Genomic DNA, 13,885 nt, shown 5'->3' with positions numbered 1-13,885 from the left:
CGGTGACGTCACCGGCCGGCCCGCACCATGACCAGCACGGACGGGTACTCGGCGAGGATCGTCCGCAGCCGATCAGGGCCGGCCGTCCCCAGGTTCTGGAGTTCCGCGATGTAGCGCGCTCTCTCGGATCTCAGCCGGGCGGCATCGGTGGGTCCGGCGAGCGCGATGAGCGAGCTGTACTCCGCGATGACGGCGTTGATCAGGTCGTGGGCGATGTCGGCGGCATCGGGTTCGATGGCTTCGGGCATGGAGTCAACCTCCTCCTTTCCACCAACTCCACGGTTCTACGGTTGAGTTCCCTGTGTGAGCCCGACGTTCAGCCTTCGCCGTCCCCGTAGCGGAACGGTTCGATCGTCCAGGGCAGGCCGGGCCCGTTCCGGTAGGCCGCGAAGCCGGGCGGCAGGGTCGCGGTCTCGGAGATGGAGGCATCCCCCTCCACCAGGCAGGCGAGGCAGTACAGCCCGCTGGCGTCCGGGAGGTTCGGATCGTTGACACCGTCCCCGATCAGCCAGTCGCCGTCGCTGTCGTGGACGACCACGAGCGCCGGCAGGCGTCCTTCCCCGACGGTCCGTTGGACCACGGCGCCGAGATCGGGCGGAAACCGCCCGTCGGGGAACGGAAACTGCGCCTGTCGGACCACTGGGTGGGAGGTGTTGTGCATGGCGTCAGTATGGCGATACTTCGAAACGGGACATCGCGCGGGTGACCGGAGAAGCGATGTCCGCCCGCCCGCACCCGAGTTGGACGAGGGGGTACCTGTTGAACGATGTTCCGGATCTCGGGCCCATGCCCCGGCGGGTCACCGTCAGTGCCGAACAGGCAGGGCGACTCGTGGCCGAACAGTTCCCGCAATGGGCCGCGCTGCCCGTGACCGCTGTGGAGAACGGCGGTTGGGACAACCGGACCTTCCGCCTGGGCGACGACATGCTGCTCCGCCTTCCGAGCGCGCAGGAGTACGCCCTGGCCGTGGAGAAGGAGCACCGTTGGCTCCCCGAGCTGGCAGCCGCTCTCCCGCTGCCGGTCCCGGTGCCGCTGGCGAAGGGGAGTCCCGGTGCGGCCTACCCGTTCGTGTGGTCGGTCTACCGGTGGATCGACGGCACGCCCGCGACGTTCGAGTCCGTCGTCGATCCGGTCCGCTTCGCAGAGGGCCTGGCCGGCTTCGTCGCCGCGTTGCAGGGCGTGGACGCCTCGCAAGGGCCACGGCCGGGCAAGCACAACTGGTTCCGTGGAGCGACGTTGCGGACCTACGAGGCGCAGGCGCTCGGTGCGTTGGCCGAGCTGCGCGGCCGCATCGACGTCGCGTCGGCACAGGAGTTGTGGACCCAGGCGCTCGAGGCGCGGTGGGACGGGACCGAGGTCTGGTTCCACGGCGACCTGGCCCGGGGAAACCTGCTCCTCGACGACGGACGGCTCGTGGCCGTCATCGACTTCGGTACCTGTGGCGTGGGGGACCCCGCCTGCGACCTCGGGATCGCCTGGACCCTGCTCTCGGCCGACGGCCGCGACGTGTTCCGCAAGCGACTGGGCGTCGACGACGCGACCTGGGCACGCGGACGCGGCTGGGCGCTGTGGAAGACACTCGTCTCCTGCGCCAACAGCCTGGGCGAGGACGATGCCGACGCCCGGGACGCGCGACGCGTGCTCTCGGTGATCCTCACCGATCGGGGCTGAGGGGCCGTAGGGGCGCCGTGGACCCGATGGGTCCGGGCTGCGGGCTGCGGACGGCGGCCTCCGTGAGCGTGCCCCTGGCCGGGACGTACGGCTCGTCGTCGTCGGGGGAGTGGCTGGCCGTGATGCGGGCGACGTCAGCGGGCGATCGAGATCGCGAAGGGTGCGAATCCGCTGGAGCGGATGACGTGCGGGACGAAGAGGATCGCGGCCTCGGTGGCGCGGGCGGTCCGGATTCCGCCGAGGTCGGTGATCCATTCCTTCCGCCAGCCGAGGTCGGTGAGCAGGTCGCCGACGGTCTGCTTGGCCTGCGGGTCCTCGCCGGAGAGGAACGCGGTCGGGGGCCGGGTGAGTGTGGCCGGCGCGGTCATCACCGGGAAGAGCATGGTGTTGAGGGTCTTGACGACGCGCGTTTCGGGGAGTGCTTCCTGGAGTTGCTCGGCGAGGCTCGATCCGGGGTAGAGCAGGTCGGCGGGCAGTCCGTCCGGCCCGTCGGTGGTGGCGTTGGAGACGTCGACGAGGATCGTGCCGCGCAGTTCCTCGCGCAGGGCGATGAGCCGGTCCAGCGAGCCGGCGCCCGGGGTGGCGTTGATGACGATCCCGGCTGTCCGGGCGGCTTCGGCGGCGGCGCCCGGCGTGCGGTCTGCTACGGCCACCTGGTGCCCGGCCCGGGTGAGGGCGGCGGCGAGGTTGCCGCCGACGCGGCCGGTTCCGAGAACGGCGATCGTGGTCATGATGATGTGGTCCTTCCGTGTGTGCGGTAGTGGTGCGGGTCAGCGGGAGAGCGTGGCGACGGCCTCGGCGTGGATGCCGGGCGCGGCGGCCAGGAAGCTCCCGCTCTGCGGGGTCCAGGGGCGGCCCTCGGCGTCGGAGATCCGTCCACCGGCCTCGGTGACGAGCAGTGCCCCGGGCAGCAGGTCTGCGCGGGCGCCGGCGAACTGCCAGAAGGCGTCGATGCGGCCGGCGGCCACGTTCGCCAGGTGCAGGGTCGCGGGCACGGCGGTGCGGACGACGAGCGCGTCGAAGAGCATCGCGGTGATCGAGGAGCCGACGCGCCGTACGACCGTCTCGTCCTCGTCCGGCCGGGCCTGGCTGGTGGCCACGATGCCCAGGCCGAGGTCCGCGGTGGGGGAGACGTGGAGCGGCCGTCCGTCGAGGTGGGCTCCCGCGCCGGTGAGCGCGGTGTAGGTCTCGCCGGTCAACGGCAGGTGGACCACGGTGAGCACCGGCCGGTTGTCGCGGACGAGGGTGGCGGTCACCGCCCACTCCGGCAGGGCGTGCAGGTGGTTGACGTTGCCTTCGGCCGGATCCACGACCCACCACTCGCCGGGCGGCAGCGCCCCGCCGTCCAGCTCGTCCTCCACCCAGCCGGCGTCCGGGCGCAGGTGGGTGAGCCGGGGGCGCAGGATGTCGAGGGCCGTGTCGTCGTTGGCGGCGAGCGCGTGCATCAGCTCTTCGCGGGTCCGGTGGTGGACCACCTCGCCGAAGCGCTCGCGCAGCGCCGAACCCGCCTCGCGGACGGCGTTCGCGGTGCGGGCGAGCAGGTCGGCGTCCGAGGAGGCGACGTCGGTGGTCCGAGGCGCTTCGGGCATGGTGGTACTCCTGTCTGAGGGGGGTGTCGAGGCCGGTCGAGAGCCGCTCGACAGCCGGTCGAGGGCCGGTCGAGGGCCGAACTGCGCTTTGCTTCCTGCGCTTTCGCCTCAACGGTAGACAGCCCGGTGATTGACTTCAAATGCATGTCAAGCACGTCTAGAGTGACTCGCATGCAATTGGATCTGAACCTGCTCGCCGCGCTCGACGCGCTGCTGGAGGAGGGCAGTGTGGCCGGGGCGGCGGCGCGCCTGCATGTCACCGCCCCCGCGATGAGCCGGAGTCTGGGCCGGATCCGGCGCACGACCGGGGACCAGATCCTGGTGCGCACCGGCCGCACGATGACCCCGACGCCGTACGCGATCGCGGTGCGGGCTCAGGTGCACGAGCTGTTGCACCAGGTTCAGGGCGTGCTGGCACCGAGCCGTGAACTCGATCTGGCAACGCTGGAGCGCACCTTCACGCTCCGCTGGCACGATTCCCTGGTCGCCCTGAGCGGCCCTGCACTGCTCGCGGCCGTGCGCGAAGAGGCGCCGGGCGTGCGCTTGCGCTTCGTCGCGGAATCGAGCGTCGACACCCCGGAGTTGCGGCGCGGCGAGGTCGACCTGGAGGCGAACGCCAACCGGCCGAGCGCACCGGACGTCCGCGCCGCGAACGTGGGCGAGTCCCGTCTCGTCGTCGTGGTGAGGCGGGGGCACCCCCTCACCGGTGGCGGGACCGTCACCGCGGAGCGGTACGCCGCCGCCGAGCACGTCACCGTCTCGCGACGCGGAAACCTCGGCAACGCCCTCGACGACGCCCTCGCCGGGCTCGGCCTCACCCGCCGGGTGGTGGCGACCGCGCCCACGGAGGCGGCCGCGGTGGGGTTCGCGCGCGGCTCCGATCTCGTGATCACCGTTCCCGAGGCCACCACCCGGTCCGCGGTCGCCGACCTCGGCCTGGTCGTGCTCCCCCTCCCGCTCGAACTACCCTCGGCGACGGTGTACTTGTCGTGGCATCAGCGCTACGACACCGACCAGGCCCACGCCTGGCTGCGCGGTCTGGCGCGAACCGCGCTGGCCACGGGCGGGGCGTCGTCGTAGTCGGCGCCGCCCGGCCGCCCCACCGTACGGTGCTTCAGGAGGCCGTCGCGGGGACGAGGTGGTTGAGCCCCTGCGCGCTGCCCGTCGCGGCCTCGATCGAGCGCGGCAGCATGACGCTCTCGTAGGCGCGGACGGCGTCGTCGACGCCGGACTCGGCCACGAGGGCGTGGGCGAGGTCGGCGCCGTCGAGCATGGCGAGGTTGGCGCCCAGCCCGACGGGTGGCATCAGGTGCGCGGCGTCGCCGAGCAGTGTGACGCCGGGGACGTGCTCCCAGGTGTGCGCGGCGGGCAGGACGAACAGGGACCGGTGGACGAACCCGCGGTCGCCGTTGCGCAGGAGGTAGCGCAGGCTCTCGTCCCAGTCGTCGAACAGCCTCAACAGATGTTCCTGCACGGCCCGTTGGTCGCCGAGGTCGACACCGGCGGCCTCGTGCCAGTCCTCGGGCGCGCGGAGCGCGATGTAGGCGCGGATGTGGCCGTTGCTGTTGCGCTGGGCGACCAGGGACCTGCCGGCGCCCTTCGCCAGCATCGACCCGTTGCCGACCAGCTGCGCGAGGTCGGGATGGCGGGTGTCGCAGTCGTCGAATCCGGCCTCGACGAAGGTGACGCCGGTGTAGGCGGGTACGGCGGGTGACAGGGCCGGGCGCACCCGGGACCAGGCGCCGTCGGCACCGACCACCAGGTCGAAGTCCTCGGCGGTGCCGTCGCCGTAGTGCAGCCGGCAGGTGCCGTCCGCCAGCGGGGTGACGCCGGTGACGGCACGGTCCCACCGCACCGTGCCCTCGGTGAGCGAGTCCAGGAGCAGACCGCGCAGCTGGCCTCGGTCGATCTCCGGTCGGCCGCCGTCGGCGGAGGGCCCCTGCTGTGCCAGGAGGGCGGCGGTGGCGAAGTCGAGCACGCGCCACTCGTCTCCTTCGGGGCGGGCGAGGGCGTGGAACCGGTCGAGGAGCCCCGCCGCACCGAGCGCGGCCTGCCCGGTGCCGGGATGCATGTCGAGGGAGCCGCCCTGCGGGCGGGAAGCGGCGGATGCCTCGCGTTCGAGGACGGTGACGGAGCGGCCGTGCTGCTGGAGGACTCGGGCGCAGGTGAGGCCGCCGAGGCCGGCGCCGACGATGGCGATGCGGGGATCACGGGCAGAGTGCATGGAAGTGCCCCTCGGGAGGTGGGTCGGTCGCCGGGTGGCCCGGCGCATCACCAAGAAACCACACTCGCTCAATAAGTGCAATGACTACACTTTTGCAGCGAATGCACTTCGAGGTACGGTGGGCGGGTGACCGAACCGACCGGGCGCCGCGAGCGCAAGAAGGCCCAGACCCGCCAGTCCCTGGCCGACGCCGCACTCGAACTCTTCCTCGAACGCGGCTACGACCAGGTCGGCGTCAAGGACGTCGCCGACCACGCCGACGTCTCGGTGACCACCCTGTTCAAACACTTCTCCGGCAAGGAAGCCCTGGTCTTCGACCAGGACGACGAACTGGAGGCAGAACTCGTCGCCGCCGTGCGCGACCGCACCCCCGGCACGTCGGTCCCCCAGGCCCTCCGCGAGCACATGCTGCGGAAGCAGACCCAGCTCGCCGTCCACGCCACCGACCCGCGGTTCGCCGACTTCACGCGCCTGGTGCAGGAGACCCCCGCCCTGTGCGACTACGCCCAGCGCATGTGGACGCGCCACGAAGCGGCCCTGGCCAGGGCCGTCGCCGAGGCGGTGGGCGCGCCCGAGGACGACGTCAGCTGCGCCGCCCTGGCCCGCTTCGCCCTGGAGGCCCGCAGCCTCGTCCTGCGGCACGCCGACCCGCGCCGAGCCGCCGACGAGGCCTTCGCGCTGCTCGAACACGGCTGGGCGGCCGCCCACCCGGGCGCCTGACCGGGGTGCGTGGCTGGATGCGGACCCGGGCCGCTCGCTCGGCCGGTGGGGCAACCGGGCGGCGGGTGCGCTCGGTCGGTGCTCCGGGCCGGGCCGGGCCGGGCCGCGGTCAGCTGTCCGCCCGCGGGTCCGCACCGCGGTCGCGGTGGCTGGTGTCGCAGAACGGTTAGCGGCGGCTGCGGCGGCAGGTGCACAGGGCCGTGACCGGACGGTCTGCCCGGATGCTCCGACCGTCGGGGAGCGGTGGCGGCCGGGTCCGCCAGCGAGGACTGCACGATCAGCAGCACGCCGCCCGGGGCGAGCAGCGGTGGTGCCTGGCGGCAGATGCGCTCCAGCAGGAGCCGCCCGGTGGGCCCGGCGTCCCAGGCCCGCGCGATGCCGTGCCGGGGCGCGTGGGCCGCAGCCGCGGGGACGTAGGGCGGGTTGGTGGAGAGCACCCGGGAGGCCGGCGCCACCTGGGCCGACCTCGCCCACCCGATGGGCGTGGCCAGCCGACAGGCCGCTGAGAACCGCTACCTGCGCCTCAAGCCCGCCACCGCCGACGCTTCGCGGTCCGGTACCGGCGCGAAACGGGTCAAGGCCGTCCGCGACCGGCGGGCCGCCGACCGATCGGTCACCGTCCGGGCCCGCGACCACGCCGCCGAGCTGCGGATCCTCGCCGCCCGGATCACCATGGCCGCACTCGCTCCCCGTGCCCGTCCCGCCCAGGCCGCCCTGACCGCCGCCCTCGGCGCCACCGACCTGATAGAGCCCCTCGCCGCCGTCCGCCCCCACCTCGGCGCCGACCACCGTGACCTCGCCACTCGCCTCGACGCCCTCACCCACCACACCACCCAGCTCCGCGATGACAGCGACCGACGCCGCGCCTGACCCTGTCGCCGCCGCCGAAAGGCGCTGGCAGGACCTCCTGGACCGGATCCACGACCTCGAAGCACGCGTGGCCACCACCACGAGCACCGTCAACGCCGCCCTCGACCACCACCTCGCCCGCCTCGACGCCCTGCGTCACCACCTCACCCACCCCGACTGGCCACCGTCCACGGAAGTCCGGGACCCAACCGATGCGGCACCGCTGCAACTCGTCCGGGCGACTGCTCCGGCCGATTCTGCGGAAGAGGCCGCGTTGTGCGAGCCCGCCGGATCCAAGAGCGACGGAGCGGACGATGAAGTTGCACGATGAACTGCCGGTCGACCACCGGCTGTCCCAGGTCTACCGGGTCGGGGCCGGTCTCTGCGGCGCGGCCCTGTTGGTGTTCGGGTGTCTCGGCTTTGCCGACGGGCTGTCCTTCTTCAGCACCTCGGGGGAGACGATCGCCGGTCTGTCCAGCAACGGGCTGCTCAGCCTCGTCTCGGTGGTCACGGCCGCCGTCCTCGTCGGCGGAGCGGCGATCGGCGGAAACACCGCTTCCACGATCAACATCACCGTGGGCACGCTGTTCGTCCTCAGTGGTTTCGTGAACCTGGCGGTGCTGGACTCGTCGGCCAACGTCCTGGCCTTCCGGATCCAGAACGTGCTGTTCAGCTTCGTGATGGGGCTGGTGATCGCCACCTTCGGCATGTACGGGCGGGTGAGCGCAAAGCTGCCGCTCGACAACCCCTACTGGCGCCACCGCCACCCCCGATCGGCCGGTCGCAACGGCTCCGAGGGACTGTCCGACGGGCCGGGGCGACCCGCCCTGCCGGGGCGTCCGGCGTGAGCACGCCGTGCCCGCACTGAACGTTCGGCGATCGTCCGGGCCGTTCCCCGACTCCGCGGGGAACGGCCCGGATCAGGACGGTACTGCCACCGCGCCGCTTCCTCGTCCTCTTGCCCCGGTCGGGTCCAGCGGGCGGGCCCGACCGGCCGGACCTGCGCCGACCGGCACGACCCGTGCCGGCCCTCCCCGCGCGCCGTCTCAGGTGTCGTCTCCCCGGCTCCCGACGGTCCGGGCCCGCCGCGAGGAAGCCGGGCGGCACGTGGTGAGGTAGGCGTCCGCCAGGGATGCCGCCATGGCGTCGATGCCGAACCTCTCGCGCACCGTGGCCGACCCGGCTGCCGCCATCGCGGCGAGCCCGGGTGCAGGAGTGAGGACGAGCGAGCGCAGGCCCTCGGCGAGCGTCGCCACGGATTCGGTGGCCAGGAGGCGTCCGTTGACGCCGTCGCGCAGGTAGTGGGAGGCGCCGCCGCGCTGGGGAGCGGCCACCGGGAGGCCGGCTTCCATGGCTTCCAGCACAGCGAGCCCGAACTCCTCCTTGGCGCTGGGGCACACGTAGAGCGCGGAACCCGGTCCGGTCTGTGCCAGCGCCCTCTCCAGGAGGCGGACGTGCCGGTTGCGCAGAGCGGGCCACAGGGCTGCTCGCCTGCGGGCGACCGGGTTCGTGGCCAGGAGTTCGGTGACCCTGGCGCGCACCGCCGCTTCGATGTCGGTCGGGGCCGTGGGTGACCCGCCGACCAGCAGCAGGGTCGTGCGGTGGTGCAGGCCTGCGAGCAGCCAGGCCTGGACCAGCTGTTCCTGCTGCTTGACGGGGTGAAGGCGTCCCACACACAGCAGCACCGGCAGGTGGCGGTCGGTGGCGTCCAGGCTTTCGACGCTGCCACCGCAGCCGAACAGTCGCGCCAGCATCCTGCGGCCGGTCGCGGCGTCGTCAGGAGCGGGTCGGAAGGGGGCGATGCCCTCGGGCTGGAGATGGACCGACCGCTTCTCCAACTGCGGGAAGTGTTCGAGGAGTTCCTGCGTCCCGTGCCGCCCGGGCATGGCGACCAGCAGGTCCGCGCGGTCCACGAGGCGGTCGGCGACGAAGATGCGGTGCATGTCCAGGCGCAGCGCGTGGCTCGCGCCGGTGGTCTGCTCCGGGGGCAGACCGGCATGCCGTTCGTCCATCGTGCGGTGAGGATCGGGGGTGACCGTGAACGCGAGCTTCGCGCCGAAGCGGCGGGTGGCCTGGGCGACGGCCAGTGAGGCGTCGTCGGCGAACCTGACATGCGTGATGTCCGGTCGTGCTCCGGGGAGTTCGAAGGCGCGCCGCGCCCACCAGGCCAGAGCGGGCTGATGGGTAGCGGCGTTCTGGGGGTCCAGTACCTCTGCCGAGTCCACGGGCAGGCGTACCAGCAGGTGCGCCTTGCTGAATCGGCCCACCAGTTCGGCGCGTCGGGTGTCGTCGGGCTGGGCGGCGGTCAGAGTGAGGACGCGTGCAGTGCGGGCATGGGCCGACAGGGCTTCGGCCAGTGCGGTCAGGAGCACGCTCATGCCTCCGCTGAGCCCGGCTCCGGGTTCCTCCAGGCGGCCCAGAAGCATCGACTGCGCGACCACCGGGGAGGCGGTGAACGGCTCGGTCAGCGGGCCGAAGGCCGTCCTGAACCGCTGCCCCGCCGACGCCCCGGGCAGGACCCGTTCCCAGCACCCGGCAAGGAGCAACTGCTCGTAGGCATCCCGTGCCTCAGCGGGATGCGGCGGCAGCCCGAGGCCGCCACCGGCCACGCCCGACAGGTAGCGCCAGAGCGCGTGCCTCAGGGTCCGCCCCATCGGACGCAGTTCGACGGCCTCTCGGGCGGAGAGGGGCCTGAGGGCGTTGGCGTCCGCCACATCGAGCAGGAAGGCTGCTTCGGCGGGGCCGGGTGCCGAGAGCAGCCGTCGGCGGATCTCGGCAGTCGCGTTCAGCCCACCGTCGGGCCCGCAGCTGTGTTCCCACGCCTCGCCCAGAGCGATTCGTTCCCGCGGTTCCAGGTCCGGGGATGAGCCCGCAGCGGCCAGCACCCAGGCCGGCATCGCGCGTTCGCTCCGGGCGAGCTGCCGCAGACGCGCGGCGCGGCGGTCGGTGCGCGGCAGGAGCGAGTCGGGGTGGGCGCAGGCGCCGCCGTACTCGGCCCGTGCCAGCCGTCCGAGCAGGTCACCACCGGTGCGGGCTCGCACGTCCTGGGCCCAGTGGAATCTGCGCCACGCGCCGAGGGCCCCGGCGCCAGCGGCACCGGTCGGCGACCCTGCTGCGGCCGGAGCCAGCGTGACGTGGTGTGTCATCGGTCTTCCTCCCGTGCCACCGAACGGTCACCTGCCCCTTCGGAGACGAGCGCCGAAACGGATTGGACCCGGCGCTCGCGCACGGATCCGGGCCCCTGCACCGCGCGGGCCCGGTAGCGGCAACCGACGTCCGGCCGTGGCTACCCTGGAGGCCTGGCACGATCGGAACCCGCACGCGATCCGAAGCCCTGACGGAGGACAGCATGGCCCGCGTCGCCGTGATCAGCCCGCCCTTCCACTCCCACGCCAGGCCCCTTGCCGTGCTCGGCGCCGCACTGGCCAACCACGGCGCACGCGTCGACTTCGCCTGCACCCGTGCCTTCGAGGACCTCGCGACCCGAAGCGGCCTCGGGTTCACCGAACTCGCCGTCACCCGCAACGCCAACCACGGCATCGCCGAAACCACCCACCAGGACCACGCCGAGACCCGGCGCCTGCGTGAATTCCTGAACGCGACGTTCCTCGGGCCGACGGCGACCCTCCTCACCCAGGCACGCCACCGCGGCGACGACATGCTCGCCGAACCCGAACGCGTCCTGCGCGACCTCGCGGCCCTCGACGCACAGCTGCGCCCTGACTGGTACCTCGTCGACCAGCTCTCCTACTCCGCGACCCTCGCCCTGCACTGCCTCGGCCTGCCCTACGCCACCTTCTGCCCCGGCCACCCCAGCTACCTCCCGGCCGCCCCGGACGCCTACTTCGGCCTGCCCTACGCGTGGCCCGACACCCTCCAGCCCGCCCCAGCGGATCTCGACCGGCTGCGCGCCGCGGTTGCCGCCAACGACGCCGCTTTCACCGCGGCGTTCAGGGCGATCGCCCGCCGCCACGCTCCCGGCAGGCCCGAACCCGGCCGGGCCTTCGCCCTGTGCTCACCGCACGCGGTCGTCTTCAACTACCCCTGTCTGCCCTGGCTCCCCCCGGCCCCGAGCGGGCCCAAGGCCCTGTACGCAGGTCACCTGCTGCCCCACAGCGGCACCGCAGCAGTGGACATGACCTGGCAGGCCGTGCTCGCACGCCTGACAGCAGGCCGGCGCTCCGTGGTGCTGGTGGCGCTGGGCACCTTCCTGTCGGCCCGCCACGACGTCCTGGCGAACGTCACCTCCGGGATCCTCCGCCACACGCCCGCCTCCGTGATCGTGGCCGCTGGCAACCGCGTCTCCGACGTCACGAATCACCCGTTGCTGCGCGAGGCCGCCCCCGAGCGGCTTCACGTGGCCCAGGTCATCCCGCAGCAGGAACTGCTCCCACACGCGGCCGCCATGGTCCACCACGGAGGAAACAACTCCTTCACCGAATCGCTGTACGCCGGTGTCCCCGCACTTGTCCTGCCCTTCTCCAGCGACCAGTTCGCCATTGCCCACGACGCCGAGCGCGCCGACGTCGGCCGCTGTCTCGACCCCAACACCCTCTCCCCGGAATCCGCCGGCTCCGCAGTCGCGGACCTCCTCGCCGGAGCGGCGAACGGAGCGGCCGGACTCAGCAAGCGCATCCGACCCCGCGGCCCCGACTGGGCGGCGGCCGCTCTCCTGACGCAGATGCCCGGCAGTCTCTGAACACACGGCGTGGGCAGCTCGGACGGGCAGAACGAGTGGCGATCGGCTGCGAGCCCCGGAACCGTTCTCCGGAGGGCCATCCGAGAACGCGTCCGCGACGAAGAAGGGGGGAAGGCCGGCCGGTGCGGCGGGCCTCGTCGAGGGAGAGCCGATGATCACCGTGGAGCGCACCATGCTCGTCGAGCGGCCGGCCGGGGAGGTCCTGCGGTACCTGGCAGACTTCGGCAACACGCCGCAGTGGGACCCGGGCACCGAGAGCTGTGTACGCCTCGGTCACGGTCCGGTGGCGGAAGGGTCGCGCTGGCGCAACACCTCGCGGTTCAGGGGACGGCGCACCGAACTCGAGTACCGCCTGGAGCGCTTCGGTCCCGATCGGCTGCTGTTCGTGGGGCGGAACCGGACCGTCACAGCCACGGACGACATCTCGGTGCGGGCGTCGGGCAGCCACGCGCTGGTGGTATACCGCGCGCAGCTGCGGTTCAACGGCCTGGCGCGCCTCGCGGCGCCGTTCCTGCGGGCCGAGTTCGAGCGCCTCGCGGACGCGGTGGCGCTCCGGTTGCCGGCGGTGCTGGCGGCGGCGTGACCTTCGGCGGAGCGATCGGTGGTGCGGTGGGGCGCCCGGGTGTGTCGCCGTTGGTGAGGAAGGGCTCCTGCACGTCGGCGTGCATCCCGGACGGTGCGCACTGCAGGGCCGTCCTGGGGCGCATCGAGTCGGAACGCGCCCCAGGACGGGGTTCACGAGGGGTTCCGGCGGACCTGCGAGCCTGAGGATCCGGGGCGGCCGGGCCACCAGAAGCGGCGTCCCGTGAGCAGGACCAGGGCCGGGACGAGGACGGTGCGCACCAGCAGGGTGTCGAGGAGGACGCCGATGCCGACGATGACGCCGATCTGGGTGAGGGTGATCAGGGGCAGGACGCCGAGGACGGCGAACACGGCGGCGAGCAGGATGCCGGCGCTGGTGATGACGCCGCCGGTGGAGGCGAGGGCTCGCAGGACGGCGCGTCGGGTGTCGTGGCCGGCGACGGTGTCCTCGCGGGTGCGGGCGATGAGGAAGATGTTGTAGTCGACGCCGAGGGCGACGAGGAAGAGGAAGGACAGCAGGGGGACGTTGGTGTCCAGGGCCGGGAAGTCGTAGACGGTGCGGAAGATGGTCCAGCTCGCGCCGAGGGCGGCGAAGTAGGAGGCGATGACGGTGGTGACCAGCAGCAGCGGGGCGACCAGCGCGCGGAGGAGGGCGATGAGCACGATCAGGACGATCGCGAGGACGAGGGGGACGACGATGCGGGTGTCGTGGGCGTTGGCCTGTGCGGTGTCGTAGGCCTCGGCGGTGGGGCCGCCGACCAGGGCTTGGGCACCGGGCACGTCGGCGACGGCGTGGCGTAGCCGCCTGATGGTGTGGTCGGAGGCCGCGGTGCCCGGGGCGGCGTCGAGGACGATGTCGGCGCGTGCCCAGCTCCCGGTCCGGTCGGTCGGGGTCACGGAGGACACACCGGGCACCTGCCGGGCCGCGGCGGTGGTCCGGTCGGCCGCTGCGGTGGCGGACAGGAGGGTCAGGGGCTCGGCGGCGCCGGCGGGCTGGACGGCTGCCAGGGTGCGTTGCCCGAGGACGGATTCGGGGGCCTCGCGGAAGGAGTCGGCTCGGGCCAGGCCGGTGGTGATGCCGAGCGCTCCGGAGGCGAGGAGCAGCAGGACCGCAGTGCCGGCGAGGGCGACTCGGGCCGGACGTCGGGCGACGGAAGCACCCATGCGCGCCCAGAGGCCGCGGCGGTCGGCGGTGACCGGGGCACCGACCTGGGGGACGAGGGGCCAGAAGAGGCGGCGTCCGGGCAGGACGAGGGCGGCGGGCAGGACGATCAGGCCGAAGAGCATCGCGGTGAGGATGCCGACGGCGCCGGCGAAGCCGAGGCCGCGGTTGCCGGTGAGTTCGGCGGCCAGCAGGGTGAGCAGGCTGAGGACGACGGTGGTCCCGCTGGCCAGGACCGCCGGGGCGGTGCCGCGCCAGGCGCGGGCCATCGCGGTGAACCGGTCGTCGGTGAGGTGGAGTTCGTCGCGGTAGCGGGAGACGAGCAGCAGGGCGTAGTCGGTGCCGGCGCCGAAGACCAGGACGGACAGGATTCCGGCGGTGGACGCGTC

Annotated in this window: 15 protein-coding genes; 8 read left to right on the top strand and 7 right to left on the bottom strand. The window is 72.9% G+C overall.

Features of this window, described 5'->3' with window-relative positions; translation table 11 throughout:
• Nucleotides 1-8 precede the first annotated feature (8 nt).
• Entirely contained in the window at nt 9-248 is a 240-nt protein-coding gene (locus ACFXPX_RS41125) for a hypothetical protein (protein ID WP_380644902.1), read from the bottom strand.
• Nucleotides 249-316: 68 nt separating this feature from the next.
• Nucleotides 317-661 carry a hypothetical protein gene (locus ACFXPX_RS41120; protein ID WP_380644901.1) on the bottom strand — a complete coding sequence of 115 codons (345 nt, stop codon included), beginning with the start codon at nt 659-661 and terminating at the stop codon, nt 317-319.
• Nucleotides 662-759: 98 nt separating this feature from the next.
• Here ACFXPX_RS41120 and ACFXPX_RS41115 point away from each other — a divergent pair, with 98 nt between their 5' ends.
• A complete protein-coding gene (locus ACFXPX_RS41115; RefSeq protein WP_380644900.1) occupies nt 760-1,671 on the top strand; it encodes an aminoglycoside phosphotransferase family protein in 912 nt (303 codons plus the stop codon).
• Between the two features lie 134 nt (nt 1,672-1,805).
• Here ACFXPX_RS41115 and ACFXPX_RS41110 read toward each other — a convergent pair whose 3' ends face one another.
• Nucleotides 1,806-2,402 (bottom strand): NADPH-dependent F420 reductase, encoded by a 597-nt coding sequence (locus tag ACFXPX_RS41110; protein WP_380644899.1) that lies wholly within the window; start codon nt 2,400-2,402, stop codon nt 1,806-1,808.
• A gap of 39 nt (nt 2,403-2,441) precedes the next feature.
• Nucleotides 2,442-3,260, bottom strand: a complete 819-nt coding sequence (locus ACFXPX_RS41105; RefSeq protein ID WP_380644898.1) for an inositol monophosphatase family protein — start codon at nt 3,258-3,260, stop codon at nt 2,442-2,444.
• Between the two features lie 171 nt (nt 3,261-3,431).
• Here ACFXPX_RS41105 and ACFXPX_RS41100 point away from each other — a divergent pair, with 171 nt between their 5' ends.
• Nucleotides 3,432-4,340: a LysR family transcriptional regulator gene (locus ACFXPX_RS41100; RefSeq protein ID WP_380644903.1), complete on the top strand. Its 909-nt coding sequence runs from the start codon at nt 3,432-3,434 to the stop codon at nt 4,338-4,340.
• 34 nt (nt 4,341-4,374) lie between these two features.
• On the opposite strand, the gene ACFXPX_RS41095 is transcribed toward ACFXPX_RS41100, so the two are convergent.
• The gene (locus tag ACFXPX_RS41095; RefSeq protein WP_380644897.1) at nt 4,375-5,484 is read right to left on the bottom strand and encodes an FAD-dependent oxidoreductase; all 1,110 of its coding nucleotides are present in this window, start codon (nt 5,482-5,484) and stop codon (nt 4,375-4,377) included.
• Between the two features lie 126 nt (nt 5,485-5,610).
• On the opposite strand from ACFXPX_RS41095, the gene ACFXPX_RS41090 reads away from it, so the two are divergent.
• From ACFXPX_RS41090 to ACFXPX_RS41075, 4 genes are all read left to right on the top strand, one after another.
• Entirely contained in the window at nt 5,611-6,204 is a 594-nt protein-coding gene (locus ACFXPX_RS41090; RefSeq protein ID WP_380529728.1) for a TetR/AcrR family transcriptional regulator, read from the top strand.
• 426 nt (nt 6,205-6,630) lie between these two features.
• The gene (locus ACFXPX_RS41085) at nt 6,631-7,074 is read left to right on the top strand and encodes a hypothetical protein (RefSeq protein WP_380529730.1); all 444 of its coding nucleotides are present in this window, start codon (nt 6,631-6,633) and stop codon (nt 7,072-7,074) included.
• Complete coding sequence (locus ACFXPX_RS41080; protein ID WP_380529732.1) at nt 7,049-7,384, top strand: hypothetical protein; 336 nt, start codon at nt 7,049-7,051, stop codon at nt 7,382-7,384. Before ACFXPX_RS41085 ends, ACFXPX_RS41080 begins: the two co-directional genes overlap by 26 nt.
• Complete coding sequence (locus tag ACFXPX_RS41075; protein ID WP_380529734.1) at nt 7,368-7,901, top strand: DUF4383 domain-containing protein; 534 nt, start codon at nt 7,368-7,370, stop codon at nt 7,899-7,901. Before ACFXPX_RS41080 ends, ACFXPX_RS41075 begins: the two co-directional genes overlap by 17 nt.
• A 198-nt stretch (nt 7,902-8,099) precedes the next feature.
• Here ACFXPX_RS41075 and ACFXPX_RS41070 read toward each other — a convergent pair whose 3' ends face one another.
• Entirely contained in the window at nt 8,100-10,199 is a 2,100-nt protein-coding gene (locus ACFXPX_RS41070; RefSeq protein ID WP_380644896.1) for a glycosyltransferase, read from the bottom strand.
• A gap of 203 nt (nt 10,200-10,402) precedes the next feature.
• Here ACFXPX_RS41070 and ACFXPX_RS41065 point away from each other — a divergent pair, with 203 nt between their 5' ends.
• Complete coding sequence (locus ACFXPX_RS41065; protein ID WP_380593627.1) at nt 10,403-11,752, top strand: glycosyltransferase; 1,350 nt, start codon at nt 10,403-10,405, stop codon at nt 11,750-11,752.
• 151 nt (nt 11,753-11,903) lie between these two features.
• Nucleotides 11,904-12,335 carry an SRPBCC family protein gene (locus ACFXPX_RS41060; protein WP_380532747.1) on the top strand — a complete coding sequence of 144 codons (432 nt, stop codon included), beginning with the start codon at nt 11,904-11,906 and terminating at the stop codon, nt 12,333-12,335.
• Between the two features lie 152 nt (nt 12,336-12,487).
• Here the strand turns inward: ACFXPX_RS41060 and ACFXPX_RS41055 are convergent.
• The coding region (locus ACFXPX_RS41055; RefSeq protein ID WP_380644895.1) for an MMPL family transporter at nt 12,488-13,885 on the bottom strand (1,398 nt) is incomplete at its 5' end.

This window comes from Kitasatospora sp. NPDC059146 (assembly GCF_042786665.1).
Classification (GTDB): domain Bacteria; phylum Actinomycetota; class Actinomycetes; order Streptomycetales; family Streptomycetaceae; genus Kitasatospora.
Note: the sequence above shows the minus strand (reverse complement) of the source record. Positions and strands in the feature narration are given on the sequence as shown.

What these genes read in the sequence shown, in the direction of transcription:
- ACFXPX_RS41070 (WP_380644896.1), bottom strand. Translation starts at nt 10,199, where the DNA reads ATGACACACCACGTCACGCTGGCTCCGGCCGCAGCAGGGTCGCCGACC.
- ACFXPX_RS41075 (WP_380529734.1), top strand. Translation starts at nt 7,368, where the DNA reads ATGAAGTTGCACGATGAACTGCCGGTCGACCACCGGCTGTCCCAGGTC.
- ACFXPX_RS41110 (WP_380644899.1), bottom strand. Translation starts at nt 2,402, where the DNA reads ATGACCACGATCGCCGTTCTCGGAACCGGCCGCGTCGGCGGCAACCTC.
- ACFXPX_RS41060 (WP_380532747.1), top strand. Translation starts at nt 11,904, where the DNA reads ATGATCACCGTGGAGCGCACCATGCTCGTCGAGCGGCCGGCCGGGGAG.
- ACFXPX_RS41080 (WP_380529732.1), top strand. Translation starts at nt 7,049, where the DNA reads ATGACAGCGACCGACGCCGCGCCTGACCCTGTCGCCGCCGCCGAAAGG.
- ACFXPX_RS41105 (WP_380644898.1), bottom strand. Translation starts at nt 3,260, where the DNA reads ATGCCCGAAGCGCCTCGGACCACCGACGTCGCCTCCTCGGACGCCGAC.
- ACFXPX_RS41095 (WP_380644897.1), bottom strand. Translation starts at nt 5,484, where the DNA reads ATGCACTCTGCCCGTGATCCCCGCATCGCCATCGTCGGCGCCGGCCTC.
- ACFXPX_RS41120 (WP_380644901.1), bottom strand. Translation starts at nt 661, where the DNA reads ATGCACAACACCTCCCACCCAGTGGTCCGACAGGCGCAGTTTCCGTTC.
- ACFXPX_RS41065 (WP_380593627.1), top strand. Translation starts at nt 10,403, where the DNA reads ATGGCCCGCGTCGCCGTGATCAGCCCGCCCTTCCACTCCCACGCCAGG.
- ACFXPX_RS41100 (WP_380644903.1), top strand. Translation starts at nt 3,432, where the DNA reads ATGCAATTGGATCTGAACCTGCTCGCCGCGCTCGACGCGCTGCTGGAG.
- ACFXPX_RS41125 (WP_380644902.1), bottom strand. Translation starts at nt 248, where the DNA reads ATGCCCGAAGCCATCGAACCCGATGCCGCCGACATCGCCCACGACCTG.